At 61.9% G+C, this 19,641-nt stretch carries 15 protein-coding genes; 14 read left to right on the forward strand and 1 reads right to left on the reverse strand.

Going from position 1 to position 19,641, the window contains the following annotated elements; translation table 11 throughout:
- Nucleotides 1-42: 42 nt before the first annotated feature.
- The gene (locus HDE72_RS12180) at nucleotides 43-1,002 is read right to left on the reverse strand and encodes a LysR family transcriptional regulator (RefSeq protein ID WP_260176647.1); all 960 of its coding nucleotides are present in this window, start codon (nucleotides 1,000-1,002) and stop codon (nucleotides 43-45) included.
- A 110-nt stretch (nucleotides 1,003-1,112) separates the two neighbouring features.
- Here HDE72_RS12180 and HDE72_RS12185 point away from each other — a divergent pair, with 110 nt between their 5' ends.
- From HDE72_RS12185 to HDE72_RS12250, 14 genes are all read left to right on the forward strand, one after another.
- A complete protein-coding gene (locus HDE72_RS12185; RefSeq protein ID WP_183741109.1) occupies nucleotides 1,113-1,952 on the forward strand; it encodes a phytanoyl-CoA dioxygenase family protein in 840 nt (279 codons plus the stop codon).
- A complete protein-coding gene (locus HDE72_RS12190; protein WP_183741112.1) occupies nucleotides 1,952-2,767 on the forward strand; it encodes a sugar phosphate isomerase/epimerase family protein in 816 nt (271 codons plus the stop codon). Before HDE72_RS12185 ends, HDE72_RS12190 begins: the two co-directional genes overlap by 1 nt.
- Before the next feature lie 162 nt (nucleotides 2,768-2,929).
- Complete coding sequence (locus tag HDE72_RS12195; RefSeq protein ID WP_183741114.1) at nucleotides 2,930-3,703, forward strand: isocitrate lyase/PEP mutase family protein; 774 nt, start codon at nucleotides 2,930-2,932, stop codon at nucleotides 3,701-3,703.
- A complete protein-coding gene (locus HDE72_RS12200) occupies nucleotides 3,612-4,730 on the forward strand; it encodes a bifunctional transcriptional activator/DNA repair enzyme AdaA (protein WP_260176649.1) in 1,119 nt (372 codons plus the stop codon). The genes HDE72_RS12195 and HDE72_RS12200 overlap by 92 nt, the downstream gene beginning before the upstream one ends.
- 121 nt (nucleotides 4,731-4,851) lie before the next feature.
- Nucleotides 4,852-5,313, forward strand: a complete 462-nt coding sequence (locus HDE72_RS12205) for a MarR family winged helix-turn-helix transcriptional regulator (protein ID WP_183741116.1) — start codon at nucleotides 4,852-4,854, stop codon at nucleotides 5,311-5,313.
- A gap of 166 nt (nucleotides 5,314-5,479) precedes the next feature.
- Nucleotides 5,480-7,852 carry a M1 family metallopeptidase gene (locus tag HDE72_RS12210; RefSeq protein WP_183741118.1) on the forward strand — a complete coding sequence of 791 codons (2,373 nt, stop codon included), beginning with the start codon at nucleotides 5,480-5,482 and terminating at the stop codon, nucleotides 7,850-7,852.
- The gene (locus HDE72_RS12215) at nucleotides 7,849-8,337 is read left to right on the forward strand and encodes a DUF6702 family protein (protein WP_183741120.1); all 489 of its coding nucleotides are present in this window, start codon (nucleotides 7,849-7,851) and stop codon (nucleotides 8,335-8,337) included. The genes HDE72_RS12210 and HDE72_RS12215 overlap by 4 nt, the downstream gene beginning before the upstream one ends.
- On the forward strand, nucleotides 8,337-10,382 hold the full coding sequence (locus tag HDE72_RS12220) for a TonB-dependent receptor (RefSeq protein WP_183741122.1): 2,046 nt from the start codon (nucleotides 8,337-8,339) through the stop codon (nucleotides 10,380-10,382). Before HDE72_RS12215 ends, HDE72_RS12220 begins: the two co-directional genes overlap by 1 nt.
- 105 nt (nucleotides 10,383-10,487) lie before the next feature.
- Complete coding sequence (locus HDE72_RS12225; RefSeq protein ID WP_183741124.1) at nucleotides 10,488-11,255, forward strand: 2OG-Fe dioxygenase family protein; 768 nt, start codon at nucleotides 10,488-10,490, stop codon at nucleotides 11,253-11,255.
- 108 nt (nucleotides 11,256-11,363) lie between these two features.
- A complete protein-coding gene (locus tag HDE72_RS12230; RefSeq protein ID WP_183741126.1) occupies nucleotides 11,364-12,716 on the forward strand; it encodes a hybrid sensor histidine kinase/response regulator in 1,353 nt (450 codons plus the stop codon).
- A gap of 385 nt (nucleotides 12,717-13,101) precedes the next feature.
- Nucleotides 13,102-13,827, forward strand: a complete 726-nt coding sequence (locus tag HDE72_RS12235; protein ID WP_183741128.1) for a CerR family C-terminal domain-containing protein — start codon at nucleotides 13,102-13,104, stop codon at nucleotides 13,825-13,827.
- Nucleotides 13,824-15,224, forward strand: a complete 1,401-nt coding sequence (locus HDE72_RS12240) for an efflux transporter outer membrane subunit (protein ID WP_183741130.1) — start codon at nucleotides 13,824-13,826, stop codon at nucleotides 15,222-15,224. Before HDE72_RS12235 ends, HDE72_RS12240 begins: the two co-directional genes overlap by 4 nt.
- Before the next feature lie 28 nt (nucleotides 15,225-15,252).
- Nucleotides 15,253-16,389 (forward strand): efflux RND transporter periplasmic adaptor subunit, encoded by a 1,137-nt coding sequence (locus HDE72_RS12245; protein WP_183741132.1) that lies wholly within the window; start codon nucleotides 15,253-15,255, stop codon nucleotides 16,387-16,389.
- 9 nt (nucleotides 16,390-16,398) lie between these two features.
- Entirely contained in the window at nucleotides 16,399-19,524 is a 3,126-nt protein-coding gene (locus HDE72_RS12250; RefSeq protein ID WP_183741134.1) for an efflux RND transporter permease subunit, read from the forward strand.
- Nucleotides 19,525-19,641 lie beyond the last annotated feature (117 nt).

Consider the following 19,641-nt stretch of genomic DNA (forward strand, 5'->3'; position numbering starts at 1 on the left):
TCCTATCCGCGAAAACAGCGCGTTTCATTCCATAACGTCAAGCTAATCCAGCGCCAGCATGCCGGCCGCCGCCAGTTCGCGATCCCATGGCGGCACGGGCTGGTATTCGGCCACCAGGAAATCGATCAGCGCGCGCACCTTGGGCGACAACTGGCGGCTGGCTGGGTACAGGGCGCTCAAATGATTGAGCGGCAGCGACCAGCCGGGCAGCACGGAGACCAGGCTGCCATCGAGCAACTTGCGCCAGGCGAGGAAGGTAGTGCTGTAGACGATGCCCAGGCCGCGCTGCGCCGCCTGGTGCAGCACCAGGCCATTGTTGGCCGTAAAACCGGCTTGCACGCGCACGCTGATTTCCTCGCTTTTCCCTTCATGCACACGCTGGAAATGCCAGTTCGTGCCATCGGTCAGGTGGCTGAAATGCAAACACTGATGATGCAATAACTCTTGCGGCGTTTGCGGCATACCCCATTGCGCCAGATAGGCGGGGCTGGCGCACAGCACGCCCCGGCACGGCGCCAGCGGGCGCATGGCCAGCGCGCTGCTGTCCGGGATGCCGCCGACCCTGATCGTCAGATCGAAACCGTGGCGTATCGGGTCGAGCAGCGCATCGTCGACAAACAGTTCGGCCTGCACCTGCGGATGCAGCAGGCTGAAACGGGCGACAGCGTCGGCCAGCCAGGCGCTGCCAAAACTCGATGGCGCCTGGATGCGCAGCGGCCCGGCCAGCTCGGCGCCCACCTGCGCCACGTGCGCCACTATGCGCGCCGCTTCCTGCGCCTGGCTGACGGTGGCCATGCACGGCGCCAGGTAGGCGCGGCCAGCATCGGTCAAGCTCACTTCGCGCGTGGAGCGGTGCAGCAGGCGCGCATTCAAGCGCTCTTCCAGTTGCATGATGGTCTTGCTGACCATGGCGCGCGTCAGGCCCAGGCGCTGGCCGGCAGCCGTAAAGCTGCGCTGGCGGGCCACTTCCACAAACACTTCCATCGCGCGTAATTGATCCATACCAAAGATTGTCTTCGCTTCAGCGACAATCTGTCAACCGCCGCATGATTGTTTGCGGGAACGCGGCATCCTACAATGGCGTCTTCTATCTATCCTTCGGAGCCGCCGCCATGCTGACAACTGCACAACAAGAACAATATCAACGCGATGGCTATATCATCCTGCCGGGCTTCAAGGGCGCCGACGAGATCGCCGCACTGCGCGCGCGCGCCGAACAGATTGTCAACGAATTCGACCCTGGCCTGAGCCAGTCCATCTTCACCACGCGCGACCAGGCCAAGAACACCAACGATTATTTCCTCGCCTCCGACAACACCATCCGCTGCTTTTTTGAAGAAGAAGCGTTCGGCCCGGACGGCCAGCTGAAACAGGCCAAGTCCCTGTCGATCAACAAGATCGGCCACGCCATGCATGACCTGGACCCGGTCTTCCGCAGCTTTTCCAGCGACCCGAAACTGGCCGAAGTGGCGCGTGACCTGGGCCTGGCCGATGCGCAAGTGTGGCAATCGATGTACATCTTCAAACAGCCAGGCATAGGCGGCGAAGTGCGCTGGCACCAGGACGCCACCTATTTTGAAACCACGCCGATCAGCGTGACCACCTTCTGGTTCGCGCTGGAAGACGCCACCCTGGAAAACGGCTGCCTGTGGGCCGAACCGGGCGGCCACCGCGGCCCGCTGCGCGAGCGCTTCCTGCGCGATGGCGACGCCGTGCGCGTGGAAAAACTCGACGCCACGCCATGGCCGGACGACAGCACGGCCGTGCCTTTGGAAGTCAAAGCCGGCGCCCTGGTCTGCTTCCATGGCTTGCTGCCCCACTACAGCGCGCCGAACCGCTCGCCGGTCTCGCGCCACGCCTACACCTTGCACGCCACCGATGGCCAGACCGACTACGCCAAACATAACTGGATACAGCGCGATGCCTCGTTCCCGGTGCGGGGCTTCGTCTGATGCGCATCCAGGTCTTTGCCGCCCACTGGGGCAATAACGAGCTGGCGCCGCAAGTGTTTATCGACAAGGTGCTGGCGGCCGGTTTTGACGGCATCGAAATGTCGCTGCCGCTGGACGCCGCCCTGCGCGAAGAATGGACCACGCGCATCGCCAACGCCGGCCTGGAGCTGATCGCCGCGCAATGGGAAACCGTGTTCCACAGCGACTTTGATGCGCACCGCGCCGCCCTGGCCGAACTGCTGGACAACGCCTGCCAGGCGCGCCCGGTGCTGGTCAACACGCATACGGGCAAGGATTTTTATACGCAGGCGCAAAACGCCGAACTGATCGATTTGGCCGCCGCCATCTCGGCCAAACACGGCGTGCCCATCGTGCATGAAATCCACCGCAGCCGTTTCAGCGGCCACCCGATGCTGCTGCTGCCGTATCTGGCGCAGTTTCCCGGGCTGCCGCTGACGGCCGATTTGTCGCACTGGTGCTGTGCCTGCGAATCCTTGCTGGAAGACCAGCCGCAGACGCTGGCGCAAGTGCTGCCGCTGGTGCGCCATATCCATGCGCGCGTAGGCCACTCGCAAGGACCGCAAGTGGCCGACTTCCGCGCGCCGGAAGCCCAGCCAGCATTGGACGCCCACCTGGCCTGGTGGGATGCCGTGGTGGCGCTGCGCCGCGCTGCAGGCGCCGAACGCATGACGTTCACGCCGGAATTCGGCCCCGCGCCGTATCTGCAGACCTTGCCCTACACGCAGCAGCCGGTAGCCGATGCCTGGGAACAGAACGTGGCCATGCTGCAGCTGCTGCGTGCACGCTACGCATAGCCTCCTCCAGTAAGCTATCTCGTTAGGGAACCTCACTGCAGGGGCGTATTCATCTACCGGGATAGCTTGCAGGCGGCGCAGAAAAATACTCGTCCGATTTTCGGTTGTGATGTGATGGATCCGATATGCATACTGGCGCCGTATTCAAGCCAGGAGCCATCCATGTACTTCACACAATTACATCAACAAGCCGAACCACTGTTATTAGCTAACGTCTGGGATGCCGCAAGCGCCCGCGCGGCGCAAGCCGCCGGTTATGCCGCCATCGGCACGTCCAGCGCAGCGATCGCCGATATATTGGGCTATGCCGACGGCGAGGGCATCAGTTTTGCAGAGCTATATGCCCTGGTGCTGCGCTTGCGCGCCGTGAGCGACCTGCCACTGAGCGTGGACATGGAAGCCGGTTATGGCGAAACGGCAGACGCGGTGCTGGACAAGTTGTTCAAACTGGCTGCCGCAGGCGTGGCCGGCATTAATCTGGAAGACAGCATGGTTCGCAACGGCGTGCGTGAATTATTGGACAGTACCGTCTTTGCACAGCGCTTGCATGCCATCCGCACCGGTTTGCAAGCGGCTGGCGTACGCTTATTCCTCAATGTGCGCACAGATACCTTTCTGCTGGGCCTATCGAATGCCCTTGCGGAGACACTGGTGCGCAGCAGGCGTTATGCAATGAGTGGGGCCGACGGCTTGTTCGTGCCCGGCCTCGTGAGTGAAGCCGATATCACCGCCATCGTGGCTGACACATGGTTGCCCCTGAATGTGATGTGCATGCCGGGCCTGCCAGGATTTGCCCGCCTTGCCGCGCTGGGAGTCAAGCGTATCAGCATGGGTAACTTCCTGCATGGACGGATGCAGCAAACCCTGCAACAACTTTATGCTACCGTGCGCAACGAACAATCCTTCCAGGCGGTATTCGACCATGCTGGTCCATGATATCGAGCGCATCGACGCCTACTACCGCGCGCTGATCGAGCGCGCAGCCGATCACGTCGGCATCTTCTACGTCGGCGTGAAAACCACCGGTGTATTTTGCATCGCTACCTGCAGGGCACGCAAACCCAAGCGTGAAAACGTGGTGTTCTACACCGACTTCAAGGACGCACTTGATGCCGGTTACCGGCCATGCAAGGTATGCAAGCCCAGTGAAAACGCCCACACCGCCCCACCCGATGTCGCCGAAGCTATTGCCTGGGTGCGCCAACACCCCAAGGAACGCCTGAGCGACCGCCATCTGAGGGAGCGCAGCCTGAGCCCGGAGCGTATCCGACGCTGGTTCCAACAGCACCATGGCATGAGTTTCCAGGCGTTTCAGCGTTCTTTGCGCATCAATACCGCGCTGGAAGAGCTAAAGGGCGGGCGCCGTGCGACCGATACCGCCTTCGATCATGGCTATAACTCGCTGAGCGGTTTCGGCTACACCGTCAAAAAATTGACCGGCGCCGCGCCGACCAGCGCTGCCCGTGTCATCGTCCTACAGCGCTTCACCACGCCTTTGGGACCGATGTTTGTCTGCGCCAGCGAGCGCGGCATCTGCCTGCTGGATTTTGTCGACAGCCAGGTGCTGGAAAGCAAGTTCAGGGATATACAAAGCTTGCTACAGGCAAGCATACTGCCAGGTGAAAATCAGCACACCCTGCAGGCCGAGCGCGAATTGGGTGAATACTTCGAGGGCACCCGCCATCACTTCGAGTTAGCTCTCGACACCCCTGGCAATACCTTCCAGCAGTCCGCCTGGAAGGCATTGCAAGCTATTTCCTATGGCAGTAGCGCCAGCCATGAAGAACAGGCAGCGAAGCTGGGCCAGCCGCAAGCAACGCAAAGAATAGCCAGCGCTCATGGCGCTAACCGTGTGGCCATTGTCGTACCCTGCCATCGAGTGCTAAGCGCCCATGACAGCAAGCTCGTTCGCCAGCAATGGCTGCTTGAGCACGAGCGGCGGCATAGCAGACAAACTGACTAATCCAGGCTGCAGTTCATCGCCTGTACTGCGTCATTTCATACGGTGTCAGCCAGCACGCTGATACCGTTTAGCCAGAACAAGCTCGCTTGTAATCTAATAGTGCACTATATATACTGTGCACATGGATACCAACACTGCCCCCAATCCCCTGCACCAGGTACCGCGCCTGGACAATCAGCTGTGCTTCGCCCTGTATTCGACCTCGCTGGCCATGAATAAGCTCTACCGCAAACTCTTGCGCAAGCTGGGCCTGACGTATTCGCAATACCTGGTGATGATGGTGCTGTGGGAGCAAGACGGCCTGACCGTTTCCCAAGTGGGTGAACGTTTGTTCCTCGATTCGGCCACCCTGACGCCCCTGCTCAAGCGCATGGAGCAGGCCGGCCTGCTGCGCCGCGTGCGCGCCGCCAGCGACGAACGCCAGGTCATCATTTCACTGACGGAACAAGGGGACCAGTTGCGCGAGCAGGCGGCCACCTTGCCCGAAGCCATATTGAACGCCAGCCACTGCAAGGTGGAGCAAGTTGTAGAAATGAAACAGCAACTCGATCTGCTGCGTGGCAATCTGATGAAAAGTGAGTAAAACAGCACTTTATCCAAGCAAAATCCGGCAGATCGGCAACCCCACCATCGCCGTCGGAAGTTGGATAGAAAAACGCCTTTCTTTATTACAAATTGATAGCACAAGCGTATCACCCTGCGTTTAGAATAGTTGCCACTATTTCTTTATAACAACAATCAGGGTGAGTATGCGTATCTCTTTCGGCCCAGTCGCCTGCCTGGCGCTTTGTTTCACCGTTTCCGCTTTTGCCGCCGAACCGTTCGACGACAAGTTCCGCCAGCTCGAAGAGCTGCTGCCCACCCCGAACACCTACCGCACCGCCTCTGGCGCACCGGGACACGCCTATTGGCAGCAGCGCGCCGACTACGTGATACGTGCCAGTCTCGATGAAGCCAAACGCGAAATCAAGGGCAGCGAAACGATTACCTATCACAATCAGTCGCCCGACACGCTCAGCTATCTGTGGGTGCAGCTGGACCAGAATATCTACAAGCCCGATTCGGACGCGCGCCGCATGCTGACCGCGCCATCGCGCCAGGCCTGGGCAAAGACGGGCGAAGACGGCATGAAATTCGAAGGCTTGCGCGGCATCCTGGCCGGACGCGAGTTCCAGGGCGGCTTCAATATCCGCGCACTGAAAGGCGCCGACGGCCAGCCCCTGAAATACGTGATCAACCGCACCATGATGCGCATCGATTTGCCGCAGCCCTTGAAACCGGGCCAGGACCTGGCATTCCAGATCGACTGGGATTACCGCATCAACGAACAGAAAGTACTGGGCGGACGCTCGGGTTATGAATTCTTCGACGAAGACAAGAACGCCCTGTTTGAAATCGCCCAATGGTTCCCGCGCATGGCGGCCTACTATGACGTGACCGGCTGGCAGCACAAGCAGTTTCTCGGCTCGGGCGAATTCACGCTCGAATTCGGCGACTACGATGTGCAGCTGACGGTACCGGCCGACCATATCATCGCCGCCACGGGCGAGCTGCAAAATCCGCAGGATGTGCTGTCCGCTGCCCAGCGCGAGCGCCTGGAAAAAGCCCGCACCAGCGACAAGCCCGTCATCATCGTCACCCAGAAGGAAGCGGAAGCAGCTGAAAAATCGCTCAGCCGCGCGCAAAAGACCTGGCACTTCAAGGCGGCCAATGTGCGCGATTTCGCCTGGGCGTCCAGCCGCAAGTTCATCTGGGATGCACAGGGCTACAACAAGGGCGACAGCAAGCTGATGGCCATGTCCTACTATCCCAAAGAGGGCAATCCGCTGTGGGAAAAATACAGCACGCAAGCTATTGTGCACACCATCGAACAGTACAACAAGTACAGCATCGCCTACCCTTACCCGACCGCCATTTCCGTCAACGGCCCGGTGGGCGGCATGGAATACCCGATGATCTCGTTCAACGGTCCACGCCCCGTGAAAGACAAGAAGACGGGCGCCGTAAGCTATTCCAAGCGCACCAAATATGGTCTGATCGGCGTCATCATCCACGAGGTGGGGCATAACTACTACCCGATGATCATCAATTCGGATGAACGCCAGTGGACCTGGATGGATGAAGGCTTGAACACCTTCGTGCAATACCTGGCGCAGCAGGCATGGGAAGAAAACTACCCGGCCTCGCGTGGCGAGCCGCGCGAAATCGTCGACTACATGCGTAGCCGCGACCAGGTGCCCATCATGACCAATTCCGAGTCGCTGCTTCAGTTCGGCAACAACGCCTACGCCAAGCCGGCGGCCGGCCTGAACATCCTGCGCGAAACCATCCTGGGCCGCGAACTGTTCGACTACGCCTTCAAGGAATATGCACAGCGCTGGAAATTCAAGCGCCCTACGCCGGCCGACTTCTTCCGCACCATGGAAGACGCGTCCGGCACGGACCTGGACTGGTTCTGGCGCGGCTGGTTCTACACCACCGACCCGGTCGACATCAGCATCGACGGCATCACCGAGTATGGCGTGAGCAGCAAGAATCCGGAGATAGAAAAGGCCTGGAAGAAGGCGCAAAAAGAAGGCGAGCCTATCTCGGTCACGGACCGCAACAACAAGGGCATGCCGCGCCGCGTAGACGCCCACCCGGAGCTGAAGGATTTCTATAACGAGCATGACGATTACACCGTCACCAACAAGGACCGCAACAGCTACGCCGAAACGGCAGCCGGGCTGGAATCGTGGGAAAAAGACTTGCTGAAACAGGGCAAGCATCTGTACCTGGTGGACTTTTCCAACCTGGGCGGCATGGTGATGCCCTTGATCCTGGAAATCGAACTGAAAAGCGGCAAGAAATACATCGAGCGCGTACCGGCCGAAGTATGGCGCTATACGCCGAAGAAAATCACCAAGATCATCGTCACCGATGAGCCGATGGTGGGACTGGTGCAAGACCCGTACTGGGAAACTGCCGATATCGACACCAGCAATAACGCCTGGCCACGCAAGATCACGCCATCGCGACTGGAACTGTTCAAGAGCGAGAAGTCGCCCAAGGATAATCTGATGCGCGACTACCAGACGCCACTCAAGGGCAAGCACAGCGCCGCCAGGGATGACGAGGCGTGAGCAGCTGGCACAGGCTGGCGGCAGCCCTGCTGGTCGCCGTCAGCACGGCTGCCAGCGCCCATAACTACCATATGGGTATCGCCGACGTCAGCTACAACGCCGTCACGGGCAGCACGGAAGTGGTCCACACCTACACGGGCCACGATGTGGAAGCGCTGCTGGCGAACCTGTACCAGCGCCAGTTCGACCTGGGCCAGGAAGACAGCGAAGCGGCCCTGCGCCGCTACGTTGACCAGCAGTTCTACCTCACGTCGCCCGATGGCAAGCGTTTGCGCCTGAACTGGATAGGCATCAAGGTCGATGCAGACAATGTGGTGATCTTCCAGGAGATCGAACACACGCGCCTGGCGCCCGCCACCCGCATCCACAACCAGCTGCTGATCGATTTTTTACCCAGCCAGAAAAACACCCTCAACGTACAGGACAGCGGCGCCATCCAGACCCTGTTCTTCGACCATCAAAACACCGAACTGCCGATCAAGTAATGACGCCACGCCACCTGCCTTTCCTGCTCGCCACCCTCTTCTGCCCTGTACTCTCCCACGCCGACGATATCTTCCAGCGGGTGCTGGTCGATGGCTCGCGCATGAACCAGCTGGGCGTGGCCGATTCGGCCAATGCCGGCAGCGTCACGCAGCAGCAGCTGGAAGCGCGCACCAATTACCGTCCCGGCGAATTGCTCGAAGCGGTGCCGGGCCTGATCGTCAGCCAGCATAGCGGCGAAGGCAAGGCCAACCAGTTTTACCTGCGCGGTTTCAACCTCGATCACGGCACCGACCTGCGCACCACCGTCGACGACATGCCCGTCAACCAGCGCAGCCACGCGCATGGCCAGGGCTGGACCGACCTGAACTTTTTGATCCCCGAACTGGCGATGCGCCTCGATTACAAGAAGGGACCGTATTCGGCCACCGAAGGCGATTTCGCTTCGGCCGGCACCGCCTCCGTCGTGTATGCCAACCGCCTGACGCAAGGACTCGCCAGCGTGGGCCTGGGCCAGAACGGCTTTCGCCGCGCCCTGCTGGCCGACTCGCTCGACGCGGGCCGCGGCAGCTTGCTGTACGCGCTCGAGACGCAGCACAACGATGGCCCATTCACGCACCCGGACCGCTACCACAAGATGAATGGCGTGCTGCGCTACAGCGAAGGGTATGCCAACAACGGTTTTAATATCACGGTGATGGCCTATGACGCCAGCTGGAACGCCACCGACCAGATACCGCTGCGGGCAGTGCAGGATGGGGCGCTGGGCCGCTACGATACGATAGACCCGAGCGATGGCGGCAAGGCGCAGCGCTTCAGTTTGTCTGGCGCCTGGCGCCGCACGGGCGACGATATGTCGAGCAAGGTCAGCACCTATGTGATCGCCAATCGCCTGAGCCTGTTTTCCAATTTCACCTATGTGCTCGATGATCCCATCCATGGCGACCAGTTCGCCCAGCCCGACCGGCGCGTGACCTCAGGCCTGAACGCCAGCCACACCTGGCACCGCCATACGGAAACGGGCAGCAGCGACACCACCATCGGCCTGCAGCTGCAAAACGATAATATCCACAATGGCTTGTACAGCACGCAGGCGCGGCAAATACTGTCGACCACGCGGCAAGACCATATCGTCGAATCCAGCCTGGGCCTGTATGCAGAAAACAGCACGCGCTGGTCGCCCTGGCTGCGCACGGTGGCTGGCGTACGCGCCGACGCCTACCGTTTCGACGTGCGCAGCGACCGGCTGGAAAATTCAGGCAAGGCCAATGACCATTTGTTCAGCCCCAGCCTGAGCGTCATCGCCGGGCCATGGCAAGACACCGAAGTGTATGCCAACGTCGGCAACGGCTTTCATAGCAACGACGCGCGCGGCACCACCATCCGGGTCGATCCGAAGACGGGCGAAGCCGTCGACAAGGTCACGCCGCTGGTGCGCTCGCAGGGCCTGGAACTGGGTCTGCGCAGCGCCATCATCCCGGGCTTGCAAACGAGCTTGTCGCTGTACCGCCTGGACTTCGATTCGGAACTGCTGTTTGTCGGCGACGCCGGCGCCACCGAGGCGGGCCGCCCCAGCCGCCGCTATGGCGTGGAATTCTCCAGCTACTACAAGGCAGCCAAGTGGCTGTCGCTGGACCTGGACCTGGCCTATGCGCGCGCCCGCTCGCGCGGCGAGCGTGGTGATGACGTCGCCGGCGACTTTATCCCCGGCGCCATCGAGGGCGTGGCCCAGCTGGCCATGACGGTCACGCCGCAAGGCCCGTGGTCAGGTTCGCTGCGCCTGCGTTACTTCGGACCACGCCCTTTGATCGAAGACAATAGCGTGCGCTCATCGGCCAGCGTGGGCTTGAATGGCCGCCTCGCTTACCAGATCGACAAGCGCTTGCGCGTGGAGCTGGAAGGTTTTAATCTGAGCAATCGGCGCGACTCGGCCATCGACTACTACTATGCCTCGCGCCTGCCCGGCGAAGCGCAGCCGGTCGACGATATCCACTTCCACCCCGTGGAATCGCGTTCCCTGCGCCTGACCCTGGTCAAGAATTTTTAAACCAACAAGAATAATTCTTATCGGCGCCGCACAGGAAACGCCAGCAAGTCGTAGAATGCCAGGCTGGACCAACTTGATAGCGGCCGTCTTCCGGCCGGCACCGACATGAGCACTTCCGCCCCGATCTTTACCGACCCGTCCCAGTTGAAGGACGCCTTGCGCGATGACGGTTATGCCGTGCTGCGCCCGCAGGACGTGGCGGCGCTGGCCGGCTGCCCGCTAGCTGCGCTGCGCGCACTCGAATCGAGCTGGAATAGCCTGGCGCTCGACAATTACCTGAAGGATGGCGGCCGTTACCGCCGCCGGCGCCATTCCTGCTTCGTGCAGGATGGCGACAAGCTGACACAGACGGCGCATCGCCCGCACTGGCAGCCGGTGGAATACAACGCCCTGCACGGCGGCATGCACCGCTTGTTCGAACCGGTCGAACCCGCCATCGCGGCGCAAGCGGCCTGGCAGCAGTTGATACGCGCACTGGGCAATACCTGTTCCGAAGTGCGCGGCAGCCAGCCCTGGTTCATCGAGGCGCACCAGTTCCGCATCGATACCACGGACGGCATCGGCCGCCCGACCCCGGAAGGCGCGCACCGCGACGGCGTCGATTTTGTCGCCGTGCTGCTGATAGGGCGTGCCAATATCAAGGGCGGCGAAACCCGTATCTTCGAAGCAGATGGCCCGAATGGCAAGCGTTTCACCCTGACCGAACCATGGTCGCTGCTGCTGCTGGACGACGCCACCGTGATCCACGAATCGACGCCCATCCAGCCAATCGGCCCCGAGGGCCATCGCGACACCCTGGTGATTACTTACCGGGCTGGACAGTTCCAGGGCGAAAATCAGCCCATCGTTCCACCTGCAGGGCTGGCAAAATAGTTACCTGGATATTACTTTTACAGACTTAAATCCGATATAGTCTTACGATGACGATATTGCGCACCAGCCGCGCGCCAGCATCATTACCCTGCATTCCAGGAGAGGTCGATGGACTCCAACAACCAAATCAAGCCCGACGAAATCGAGATCCTGATCGTCGAGGATAGTCCGACCCAGGCGGAGCGTCTGCGCCGCCTGATCCAGTCCCTGCATTACAACGCCCGCGTGGCCGCCAATGGCCAGCTGGCCCTGGCCGCTATCCGCGAGCGCAAGCCGCACCTGGTGCTGTCCGATATTGTCATGCCGGAAATGAACGGCTATGAGCTGTGCCGCGCCATCAAGTCCGATCCTACCCTGCGCGATATCCCCGTCATCCTGGTCACCTCGCTCAACGATCCGAAGGACATCATCCGCGGCATCGAGTGCGGCGCCGACAATTTCATCCGCAAGCCCTACGCGGAAGACTATCTGCTCAACCGCATCAGCCACATGCTGATGAACCAGAAGCTGCGCAAGAACCAGAATGTCGAAATCGGCATCGCGCTCTACCTGGGAGACCAGAAACACTTCATCAATGCAGAACGCCAGCAAATCCTCGACCTGCTGATCTCCACCTATGAACAGGCGGTACAGGTCAATGGCGAATTGCAGGCGCGCGAACGGCAGGTCATCGAACTCAATATGCGCCTGGCGCACCATGCGGCCGAACTGGAAACCACCAACCGCGAAATCGCCCTGAAAAACCTGGAGCTGGCCGAGGCCAGCCGCATGAAATCGGCCTTTATCGCCAATATGTCGCACGAGCTGCGCACGCCGCTGAACGCCATCATCGGCTTTACCGGCGCGCTGCTGATGAAGCTGCCGGGACCATTGACCTCGGACCAGGACAAGCAGCTCAACACCATCCGCGCCAGCGCGCGCCATCTGCTCTCGCTGATCAATGACATTCTCGACGTGGCCAAGATCGAGGCAGGCAAGCTGACACTGTCGATCGAAGCCATCACCTGCCAGGAGCTGATCACCGAAGTGGCGGAAACCTTGCGCCCGCTGGCCCAGCAAAAAGGCCTGGCGCTGGAAGTGGACGTGGGCGAACAAGCCATCGTGATCGACACGGACCGCCGCGCGCTGACGCAAATCCTGATCAACCTGCTCAATAACGCCATCAAATTTACGGAACAGGGCAGCGTGCGCATCAGCCTGGCCCAGCGCGAGGAAGACGGCGCGCAGATCACGGAAATGAGCATCGCCGACAGTGGCGCCGGCATCAAGGAAGAAGACCAGGCCAAGCTGTTCCAGGCCTTCTCGCAGCTCGACTCCACCTCCACCCGCCACGTGGAAGGCGCGGGACTGGGACTGTATTTGTGCCAGAACCTGGCCAGCGCCATCGGCGGCACCCTGCTCTTCCATAGCGACTACGGCTCCGGCAGCACGTTTACCCTGTCCCTGCCGGGCAAGAGCTGAGATCATTAAAAAAACAAGATGAGTTTTTTGATATTTTAGCCAAATCGTCACCGTAGTTTTACCGTATTGCACTGCACCATTTTTGGAGATATAGTGTTCATGTCTCCTCCAATTCGTTCCTCGAACATTGGATTCAGCCCGCGCCCTTACCGGCCAGCGGGCTTTTTTTTATGGTGGCGCCTGAGCAACCCTGCTGCGCGTCGTCGTCTGTAGCCTGCGGTGCTCGCTGCACGCAATGTGCAGTTCCGCTCCTCGGCCACACCTGAATCCGCTCGCGACGGTTTTCTCAGGTGCTATTACCTGTACACCAAAGACCTTATCACAATAACTAAATCAAACGATTTAGTTATATCAATCGTTTGAGATATGTGATTAAATCTCAGCCATGATAGAAAAAGATAATCCCCACACTCCAGGCGCCGACGATGGGCGCAAGCCCCGTTCCGATGGCGAGCAATCGCGCGAGCGTTTGCTGCATAGCGCCATCCGCCTGTTTGCCGAACAGGGTTACGCCAATACTTCCACGCGCGAACTGGCGCAGGCGGCCGGCACCAATGTGGCCGCCATCAGCTATTATTTTGGCGACAAGGCTGGCCTGTACCGCGCTGTTTTCGCCCAGTACGCGGTTGATCCGCAAGTCAAGATCGCCCGCTACGACCAGCCCCACTTCAGCTTGCGGCTAAGCCTGGAAGGCTTTTATGCACAACTGCTGGCGCCCATGCTGCAGAGCGGTCTGGTGCGCGACTGCCTGCGCCTGTGGTTCCGCGAAGTGCTGGAGCCGACCGGCTTGTGGGCGCGTGAGTTCGAGCAGAATATCCGTCCCGAACACGAGGCGCTGACCCGCGTGCTGGCGCGCCACCTGGGCGCGCCCGAAGACAGCGACGATATGCACCGGCTGGCCTTTTCTATCGCTGCGATGGCGCTGCAGCAGATGATAGCCGGCGACGTCCTGCGCGCGCTGCGGCCGCAATTGCTGGCAACGCCGCAGGCTACCCAGGTCTGGCTGGCGCGCATGGTCGACTATGCGCTGGCGATGGCCGAAGTGGAACGGCAACGCCTGCATCTCTCCCCACCAAACGACGCAAGCACTACCGCAAAAGGATCGGCATGAACAGGATCAAGGGTGCGCTGGCCACCGGCATGCTGCTGGCACTGGGCGGCTGCGCCGTGCAGGGCCCGCCAGCAGCGGCAAGCAGCAATACACCACCGCAATGGCATACGCCGCTGCCGCATCATGGCAATCTGGCCGACCTGGCCAACTGGTGGCAGCGCCAGGGCGACAGCCTGCTGGTAGAACTGATTAGCGACGCACAGCAAGCCAGCCCGGATATCGCCACCGCCCACACGCGCATCGTGCAGTCGCGCGCCGACCGCATCGCCAGCGGCGCCGCGCTGGCGCCCACCCTGGACGCCAGCGGCAGCGTGGTGCGCACCAGCCAGCAATCGCTGCAGCCAAGCGGCACTACTTCTCAGCTGGCCTTGCAGGCTAGCTGGGAAATCGACGTCTTCGGCGCCAACCGGGCAGCGCGCGACGCGGCCCAGGCCCGCTACGAAGGCGCGCAGGCACTATGGCACGATGCGCGCGTCTCGGTCGCCGCCGAAGTGGCCAAGCAGTATTACGCGCTGCGCGCCTGCCAGCAATTGCAAGCCGTGGCAGAACAGGACGCGAGCTCGCGCGCAGATTCGGCGCGCCTGACAGAGCTGAGCGCCAGGGCCGGTTTCGAAGCGCCGGCCAATGCAGCGCTGGCCCGCGCCAGCGCCGCCGAAGGCGCCAGCCGCGCCATCGACCAGCGCACCAGCTGCGATATCGCCATCCAGGCCCTGGTAGCCCTGTCGGCCATGCCCGAAGACACGCTGCGCCAGAAACTGGCAGCGACGCCGCTGGTGGCGCCTGCACCGGTGCCGATTGCCGCGCTGCCGGCGCAAACGCTGCGCCAGCGGCCCGATATCTTCAACGCCGAGCGCAGCGTGGCCGCCGCCAGCTTCGAAGTGGCCGGCGCCAGGGCCCAGCGCTACCCGCAACTGAGCCTGACCGGTTCCATCGGCACCGGCAATTTCCGCGGCGGCGGCAGCAGCATCACGGCCAGCACCTGGAGTGTTGGCCCGCTGGCGGTCAGCCTGCCCATCTTCGACGGCGGACGCCGCCGGGCCCAGGTCGACGCGGCAGCTGCGCGCTACGACGAAGCCGTGCTGACCTACCGCGCCGATGTACGCCAGGCCGTGCGCGAAGTGGAAGAAGCACTGCTCAATCTGCGCAGCACGGAAGAACGCAGCAGCCATGCGCAAACGGCTTTGGAAGGGTATCGCCTGTCGTTCGTGGCGACTGAAGACCGCTACAAGAATGGCCTGGCCAGCCTGATCGAACTGGAAGATGCGCGCCGCACGCGCCTGGCCGCCGAAAACACCGTCGTCACCCTGGAGCGCGACCGCAGCACCGCCTGGGTAGCCTTGTACCGCGCCGCTGGCGGCGGCTGGAACAGCAATCTGGCTACCACCACCACGCCCTGACCGGCCGCAAAAAACTGACGCAAACACCATGAAAAAACTGACATTGAAACCGATCGCCATCGTCCTCGCCGCCCTTGTCATAGTGGCCGGCGCTGGTTTTACGCTGTACACGCCAGCATCCAGGGCGACCGATAGCAAGGAGAGCGCGCAAAAGCCGGCGCTGACCGTCACCTCGGCCAAACCGCAGCCAGCCAGCCTGCCCATCAAACTGAGCGCCAACGGCAACGTGGCCGCCTGGCAGGAAGCCGTCATCGGCAGCGAATCGAATGGCTTGCGCCTGACGGAAGTGCGCGTCAACGTGGGCGACGTGGTGCGCGCCGGACAAGTGCTGGCCGTGTTCTCGAACGACACGGTGAACGCCGACCTGGCGCAAGCGAAGGCGGCGGTGCAGGAAGCGCAGGCGAATGCCGCCGAGGCGGCCGCCAATGCGCAGCGCGCCCGCTCACTGCAAAGCACGGGCGCCATCAGCGCGCAGCAGATCACGCAATACCTGACGGCTGAACAGACGGCCAATGCGCGCATTGCATCAAGCAAGGCCCAGCTGGCAACGCAAGAGCTGCGCCTGAAATACACGCAGGTGGTGGCGCCCGACAGCGGCATCATCTCCTCGCGTTCAGCCACCGTCGGCTCGGTGGTGGGCGCCGGCACGGAATTGTTTCGCCTGATACGCCAGGGCCGCCTGGAATGGCGCGCCGAAGTGACAGCCACGGAACTGCTGAAGTTAACACCGGGCACGCTGGCTGAAGTGACGGCCGCCAATGGCAGCGCCCTGACAGGCAAGGTGCGCATGATCGCCCCCACCGTTGATCCGCAATCCCGTACTGCCCTCGTCTACGTAGACCTGCCAGCATCCACCGGCGCCAACGCGCCATTCAAGGCCGGCATGTATGCGAGTGGCACTTTTGCGCTGGGCGCGTCAAACGCACTGACCGTGCCGCAGCAAGCGATCGCCATACGCGACGGTTTCAGCTATGTCTTCCGCCTGAAAGCCGACCAGCGCGTCAGCCAGATCAAGGTAGAACCGGGCCGGCGCCTGGCCGACAGCATCGAGATTTTGTCCGGCATCACGGCCGATACCACCATCGTCGTCAATGGCGCCGGCTTCCTCAACGACGGCGACCTGGTACGCAATGTTACGCTCCCAGTCGCCAGCGCAAAAAAATAAGGACAGGCCATGAATTTTTCCTCCCTGTCGATCAAGAATCCGATACCGGCCATCATGCTGTTTGCGCTGCTGAGCCTGGCCGGGATGCTGGCCTACAAAGCCAATCCGGTGCAGGATTTCCCCGACATCGAACTGCCCATCGTCACCGTCAATGCGGTGCTGCCCGGCGCCGCGCCGGCCCAGCTGGAAACGGAAGTGGCGCGCAAGATCGAGGATTCCGTCGCCACCTTGCAAGGCGTGAAGAACATCTACACCAAGGTGCTCGATGGCACGGTCACGGTGACCGTCGAGTTCATCCTAGAAAAGCAGATCCCCGAAGCCGTCAATGACGTGCGCGATGCGGTGGCCAGGGTCAAGGCAGACATGCCGGCCGAACTGCGCGACCCTACCGTCACCAAGGCCACCACGGCGGGCCGCGTGGTACTGACCTTTATCGCCAGGCCCAGGGAAGGCGCCAGCAATCCCCTGGATGCAACCGACCTGTCCTGGTTCGTCGACAATACCGTGTCCAAGCGCTTGCTGGCAGTGCCCGGCGTGGGCGCCGTCAACCGCGTGGGCGGTGTCTACCGCGAAATCCAGGTGGAGCTTGACGAAGAACGCATGGCCGCCTTGAAGGTGTCGGCGCTGGACGTGTCGCGCCAGCTGCGGCTGGTGCAGCGCGAAGCGCCGGGTGGACGCGGCGACGTCAGCGGCGCCGAACAATCGGTGCGCACGATCGCCACCGTGCAGACGGCCGATGAATTGTCGCGCATCGACTTGCCGCTGCCGGACGGCCGCCATGTGCGCCTGGACCAGGTGGCCACGGTGCGCGACACGATCGCCGAACCGCGCGCGCTGGCCCAGCAGAATGGCAAGACCGTGGTCGCCTTTGACGTATTCCGCACCAAGGGTGCCAGTGACGTCACGGTGGCCAAGGGCGCGCGCGCCGCCATCGCCCAACTGCAAAAGGAAAACCGGAACATCGTGCTGGAACAGGCGATCGACAATGCCGTCCCTGTCGAAGAAAATTTCGATGGTTCGATGGAGCTGCTGTACGAAGGCGCACTGCTGGCCGTGCTGGTGGTGTGGTGGTTCTTGCGCGACTGGCGCGCCACCCTGGTGGCCGCCGCCGCCCTGCCCTTGTCCGTGATGCCGGCTTTTTTGGGCATCTACTGGTTTGGCTACACGCTCAACACCGTCACCTTGCTGTCGCTGGCGCTGGTGGTGGGCGTACTGGTCGATGACGCCATCGTGGAAATCGAGAATATCTCGCGCCATCTGCGCATGGGCAAGACGCCGATGGAAGCGGCGATGGAAGCGGCCGATGAAATCGGCATGGCGGTGATCGCCACCACCTTCGCGCTGGTGGCCGTGTTCCTGCCGACCGCCTTCATGAGCGGCATCCCCGGCCTGTTCTTCAAGCAGTTCGGCTGGACCGCCGTGCTGGCTGTACTGGCGTCCTTGCTGGTGGCGCGCCTGCTCACGCCCATGATGGCGGCCTACATATTGAAGCCCTCGGTGCACAAGGAAGAACAGGATAGCTGGCTGATGACGCGCTACCTGGCCGTCATGCAATGGTGTTTGCGCAACCGGGGCATCACGGCACTCGCCTCGGCCCTGTTCTTTGCCGCTTCCATCGCCCTCGTGTCGCTGCTGCCGACCGGCTTCGTGCCGGCCGCCGACCGTTCGCAAACGCAGATCAACCTGGAACTGCCGCCCGGCTCCACCCTGGCCGAAACCCAGGCCGTGGCGGCCCAGGCGCGCGATGCCGCCATGCAGGTACCTGGCATCACCGACGTGTTCAGTTCAGTCGGTGGCGGCTCCAGCGGCAATGCCTTTGCGCCTGGCGCCTCCGCCGAGGCGCGCCGCGCCGTATTGACCCTCACCACCGTGCACCGCACCAAGCGCAAGGAATCGATGGCGGAGCTGGAAGCGCAGCTGCGCCGCAAGCTCGATAATATTCCCGGCGCCCGCTTCACGGTAGGCCCGCCCGACACGGGCGTCAAGATGCAGCTGGTGCTGCGCTCGGAAGACCCGGTCGCGCTGCTGGCGGCGGCGCAAAAAGTCGAACGCGAACTGCATGGTTTGAAAGGCATCGGCAATGTCAATTCCAGCGCCTCGCTGGTGCGCCCGGAAATCATCGTGCGCCCCGATTTCGCCAAGGCTGCCGACCTGGGCGTGACGGCGGCCTCGATCGGTGAAACGGTGCGCGTGGCCACCGCCGGCGACTACGATACGGACATGACGAAGATGAACCTGCCGGAACGCCAGGTGCCGATCCGCGTCAAGCTGCCCAACAGCGTGCGGGCCGACCTGGCCGCCATCGAAAGGCTGACCGTGCCGGGCAAGAATGGCCCTGTGCGCCTGGCCAACGTGGCGGCCGTCACCATGGAAAGCGGTCCGGCACAGATCGACCGCCTGAACCGCAGCCGCAATGTGACCTTGAACGTGGAACTCGGGTCACGCACCCTGGGGGAATTGAACAAGGAAGCGCGCGCACTGCCATCGATGAAAAACCTGCCGCCATCCGTGAAGATCGCGGAACTGGGCGACGCGCAGGAAATGGCCTCGCTGTTCGCCAGCTTCGGCCTGGCCATGCTGATCGGCGTGCTGTGCATCTACTGCGTGCTGGTGCTGCTGTTCAAGGACTTCATGCAGCCGATGACGATTCTGGCGGCGCTGCCGCTGTCGATCGGCGGCGCCTTCGTGGCGCTGCTGCTCACGCACAGCGCGCTGTCGATGCCGTCGATGATAGGCCTGATCATGCTGATGGGGATCGTCACCAAGAACTCGATCCTGCTGGTCGACTATGCGATATTGGCGCGTGAAGCAGGCATGAACCGTTTCGACGCGCTGGTCGACGCCTGCCACAAGCGCAGCCGCCCCATTTTGATGACCACTATCGCCATGGGCGCCGGCATGATGCCACTGGCGCTGGGCTGGGGCGCCGACCCCAGCTTCCGCTCGCCGATGGCGATCACCGTCATCGGTGGCCTGATCACCTCGACGTTGTTAAGCCTGCTGGTGGTGCCAGCCGTGTTCACCCATGTCGACGACCTGGAGCACTGGCTGCAAGGCCAGGCGGCAAAACTGCGCCATAAGGCGCCCGCGCAGCATGATGAGCAGCGGCTACTGGAGAAACAGGAGCGAGCCTGATTTTTAAAAAAAGCCCTTCCAGGGCAAGCCGGCGAGTGGACGGACCATCCACCATGCCACATCGCTGGCCGCTATCTGGCATACTGCGCGCATTCTTAATGAACGCATCTTGCCCTG

Origin of the sequence: Janthinobacterium saanense, assembly GCF_014200675.1 — a bacterium.
Taxonomy (GTDB): Bacteria; Pseudomonadota; Gammaproteobacteria; order Burkholderiales; family Burkholderiaceae_D; genus Janthinobacterium.

Bases quoted from the DNA above. Each gene is read 5' to 3' on its own strand.
- HDE72_RS12195 (WP_183741114.1), top strand. From the start codon at position 2,930: ATGTACTTCACACAATTACATCAACAAGCCGAACCACTGTTATTAGCT.
- HDE72_RS12230 (WP_183741126.1), top strand. From the start codon at position 11,364: ATGGACTCCAACAACCAAATCAAGCCCGACGAAATCGAGATCCTGATC.
- HDE72_RS12245 (WP_183741132.1), top strand. From the start codon at position 15,253: ATGAAAAAACTGACATTGAAACCGATCGCCATCGTCCTCGCCGCCCTT.
- HDE72_RS12185 (WP_183741109.1), top strand. From the start codon at position 1,113: ATGCTGACAACTGCACAACAAGAACAATATCAACGCGATGGCTATATC.
- HDE72_RS12225 (WP_183741124.1), top strand. From the start codon at position 10,488: ATGAGCACTTCCGCCCCGATCTTTACCGACCCGTCCCAGTTGAAGGAC.
- HDE72_RS12220 (WP_183741122.1), top strand. From the start codon at position 8,337: ATGACGCCACGCCACCTGCCTTTCCTGCTCGCCACCCTCTTCTGCCCT.
- HDE72_RS12210 (WP_183741118.1), top strand. From the start codon at position 5,480: ATGCGTATCTCTTTCGGCCCAGTCGCCTGCCTGGCGCTTTGTTTCACC.
- HDE72_RS12250 (WP_183741134.1), top strand. From the start codon at position 16,399: ATGAATTTTTCCTCCCTGTCGATCAAGAATCCGATACCGGCCATCATG.
- HDE72_RS12205 (WP_183741116.1), top strand. From the start codon at position 4,852: ATGGATACCAACACTGCCCCCAATCCCCTGCACCAGGTACCGCGCCTG.
- HDE72_RS12200 (WP_260176649.1), top strand. From the start codon at position 3,612: ATGGACGGATGCAGCAAACCCTGCAACAACTTTATGCTACCGTGCGCA.
- HDE72_RS12235 (WP_183741128.1), top strand. From the start codon at position 13,102: ATGATAGAAAAAGATAATCCCCACACTCCAGGCGCCGACGATGGGCGC.
- HDE72_RS12190 (WP_183741112.1), top strand. From the start codon at position 1,952: ATGCGCATCCAGGTCTTTGCCGCCCACTGGGGCAATAACGAGCTGGCG.
- HDE72_RS12240 (WP_183741130.1), top strand. From the start codon at position 13,824: ATGAACAGGATCAAGGGTGCGCTGGCCACCGGCATGCTGCTGGCACTG.
- HDE72_RS12180 (WP_260176647.1), bottom strand. From the start codon at position 1,002: ATGGATCAATTACGCGCGATGGAAGTGTTTGTGGAAGTGGCCCGCCAG.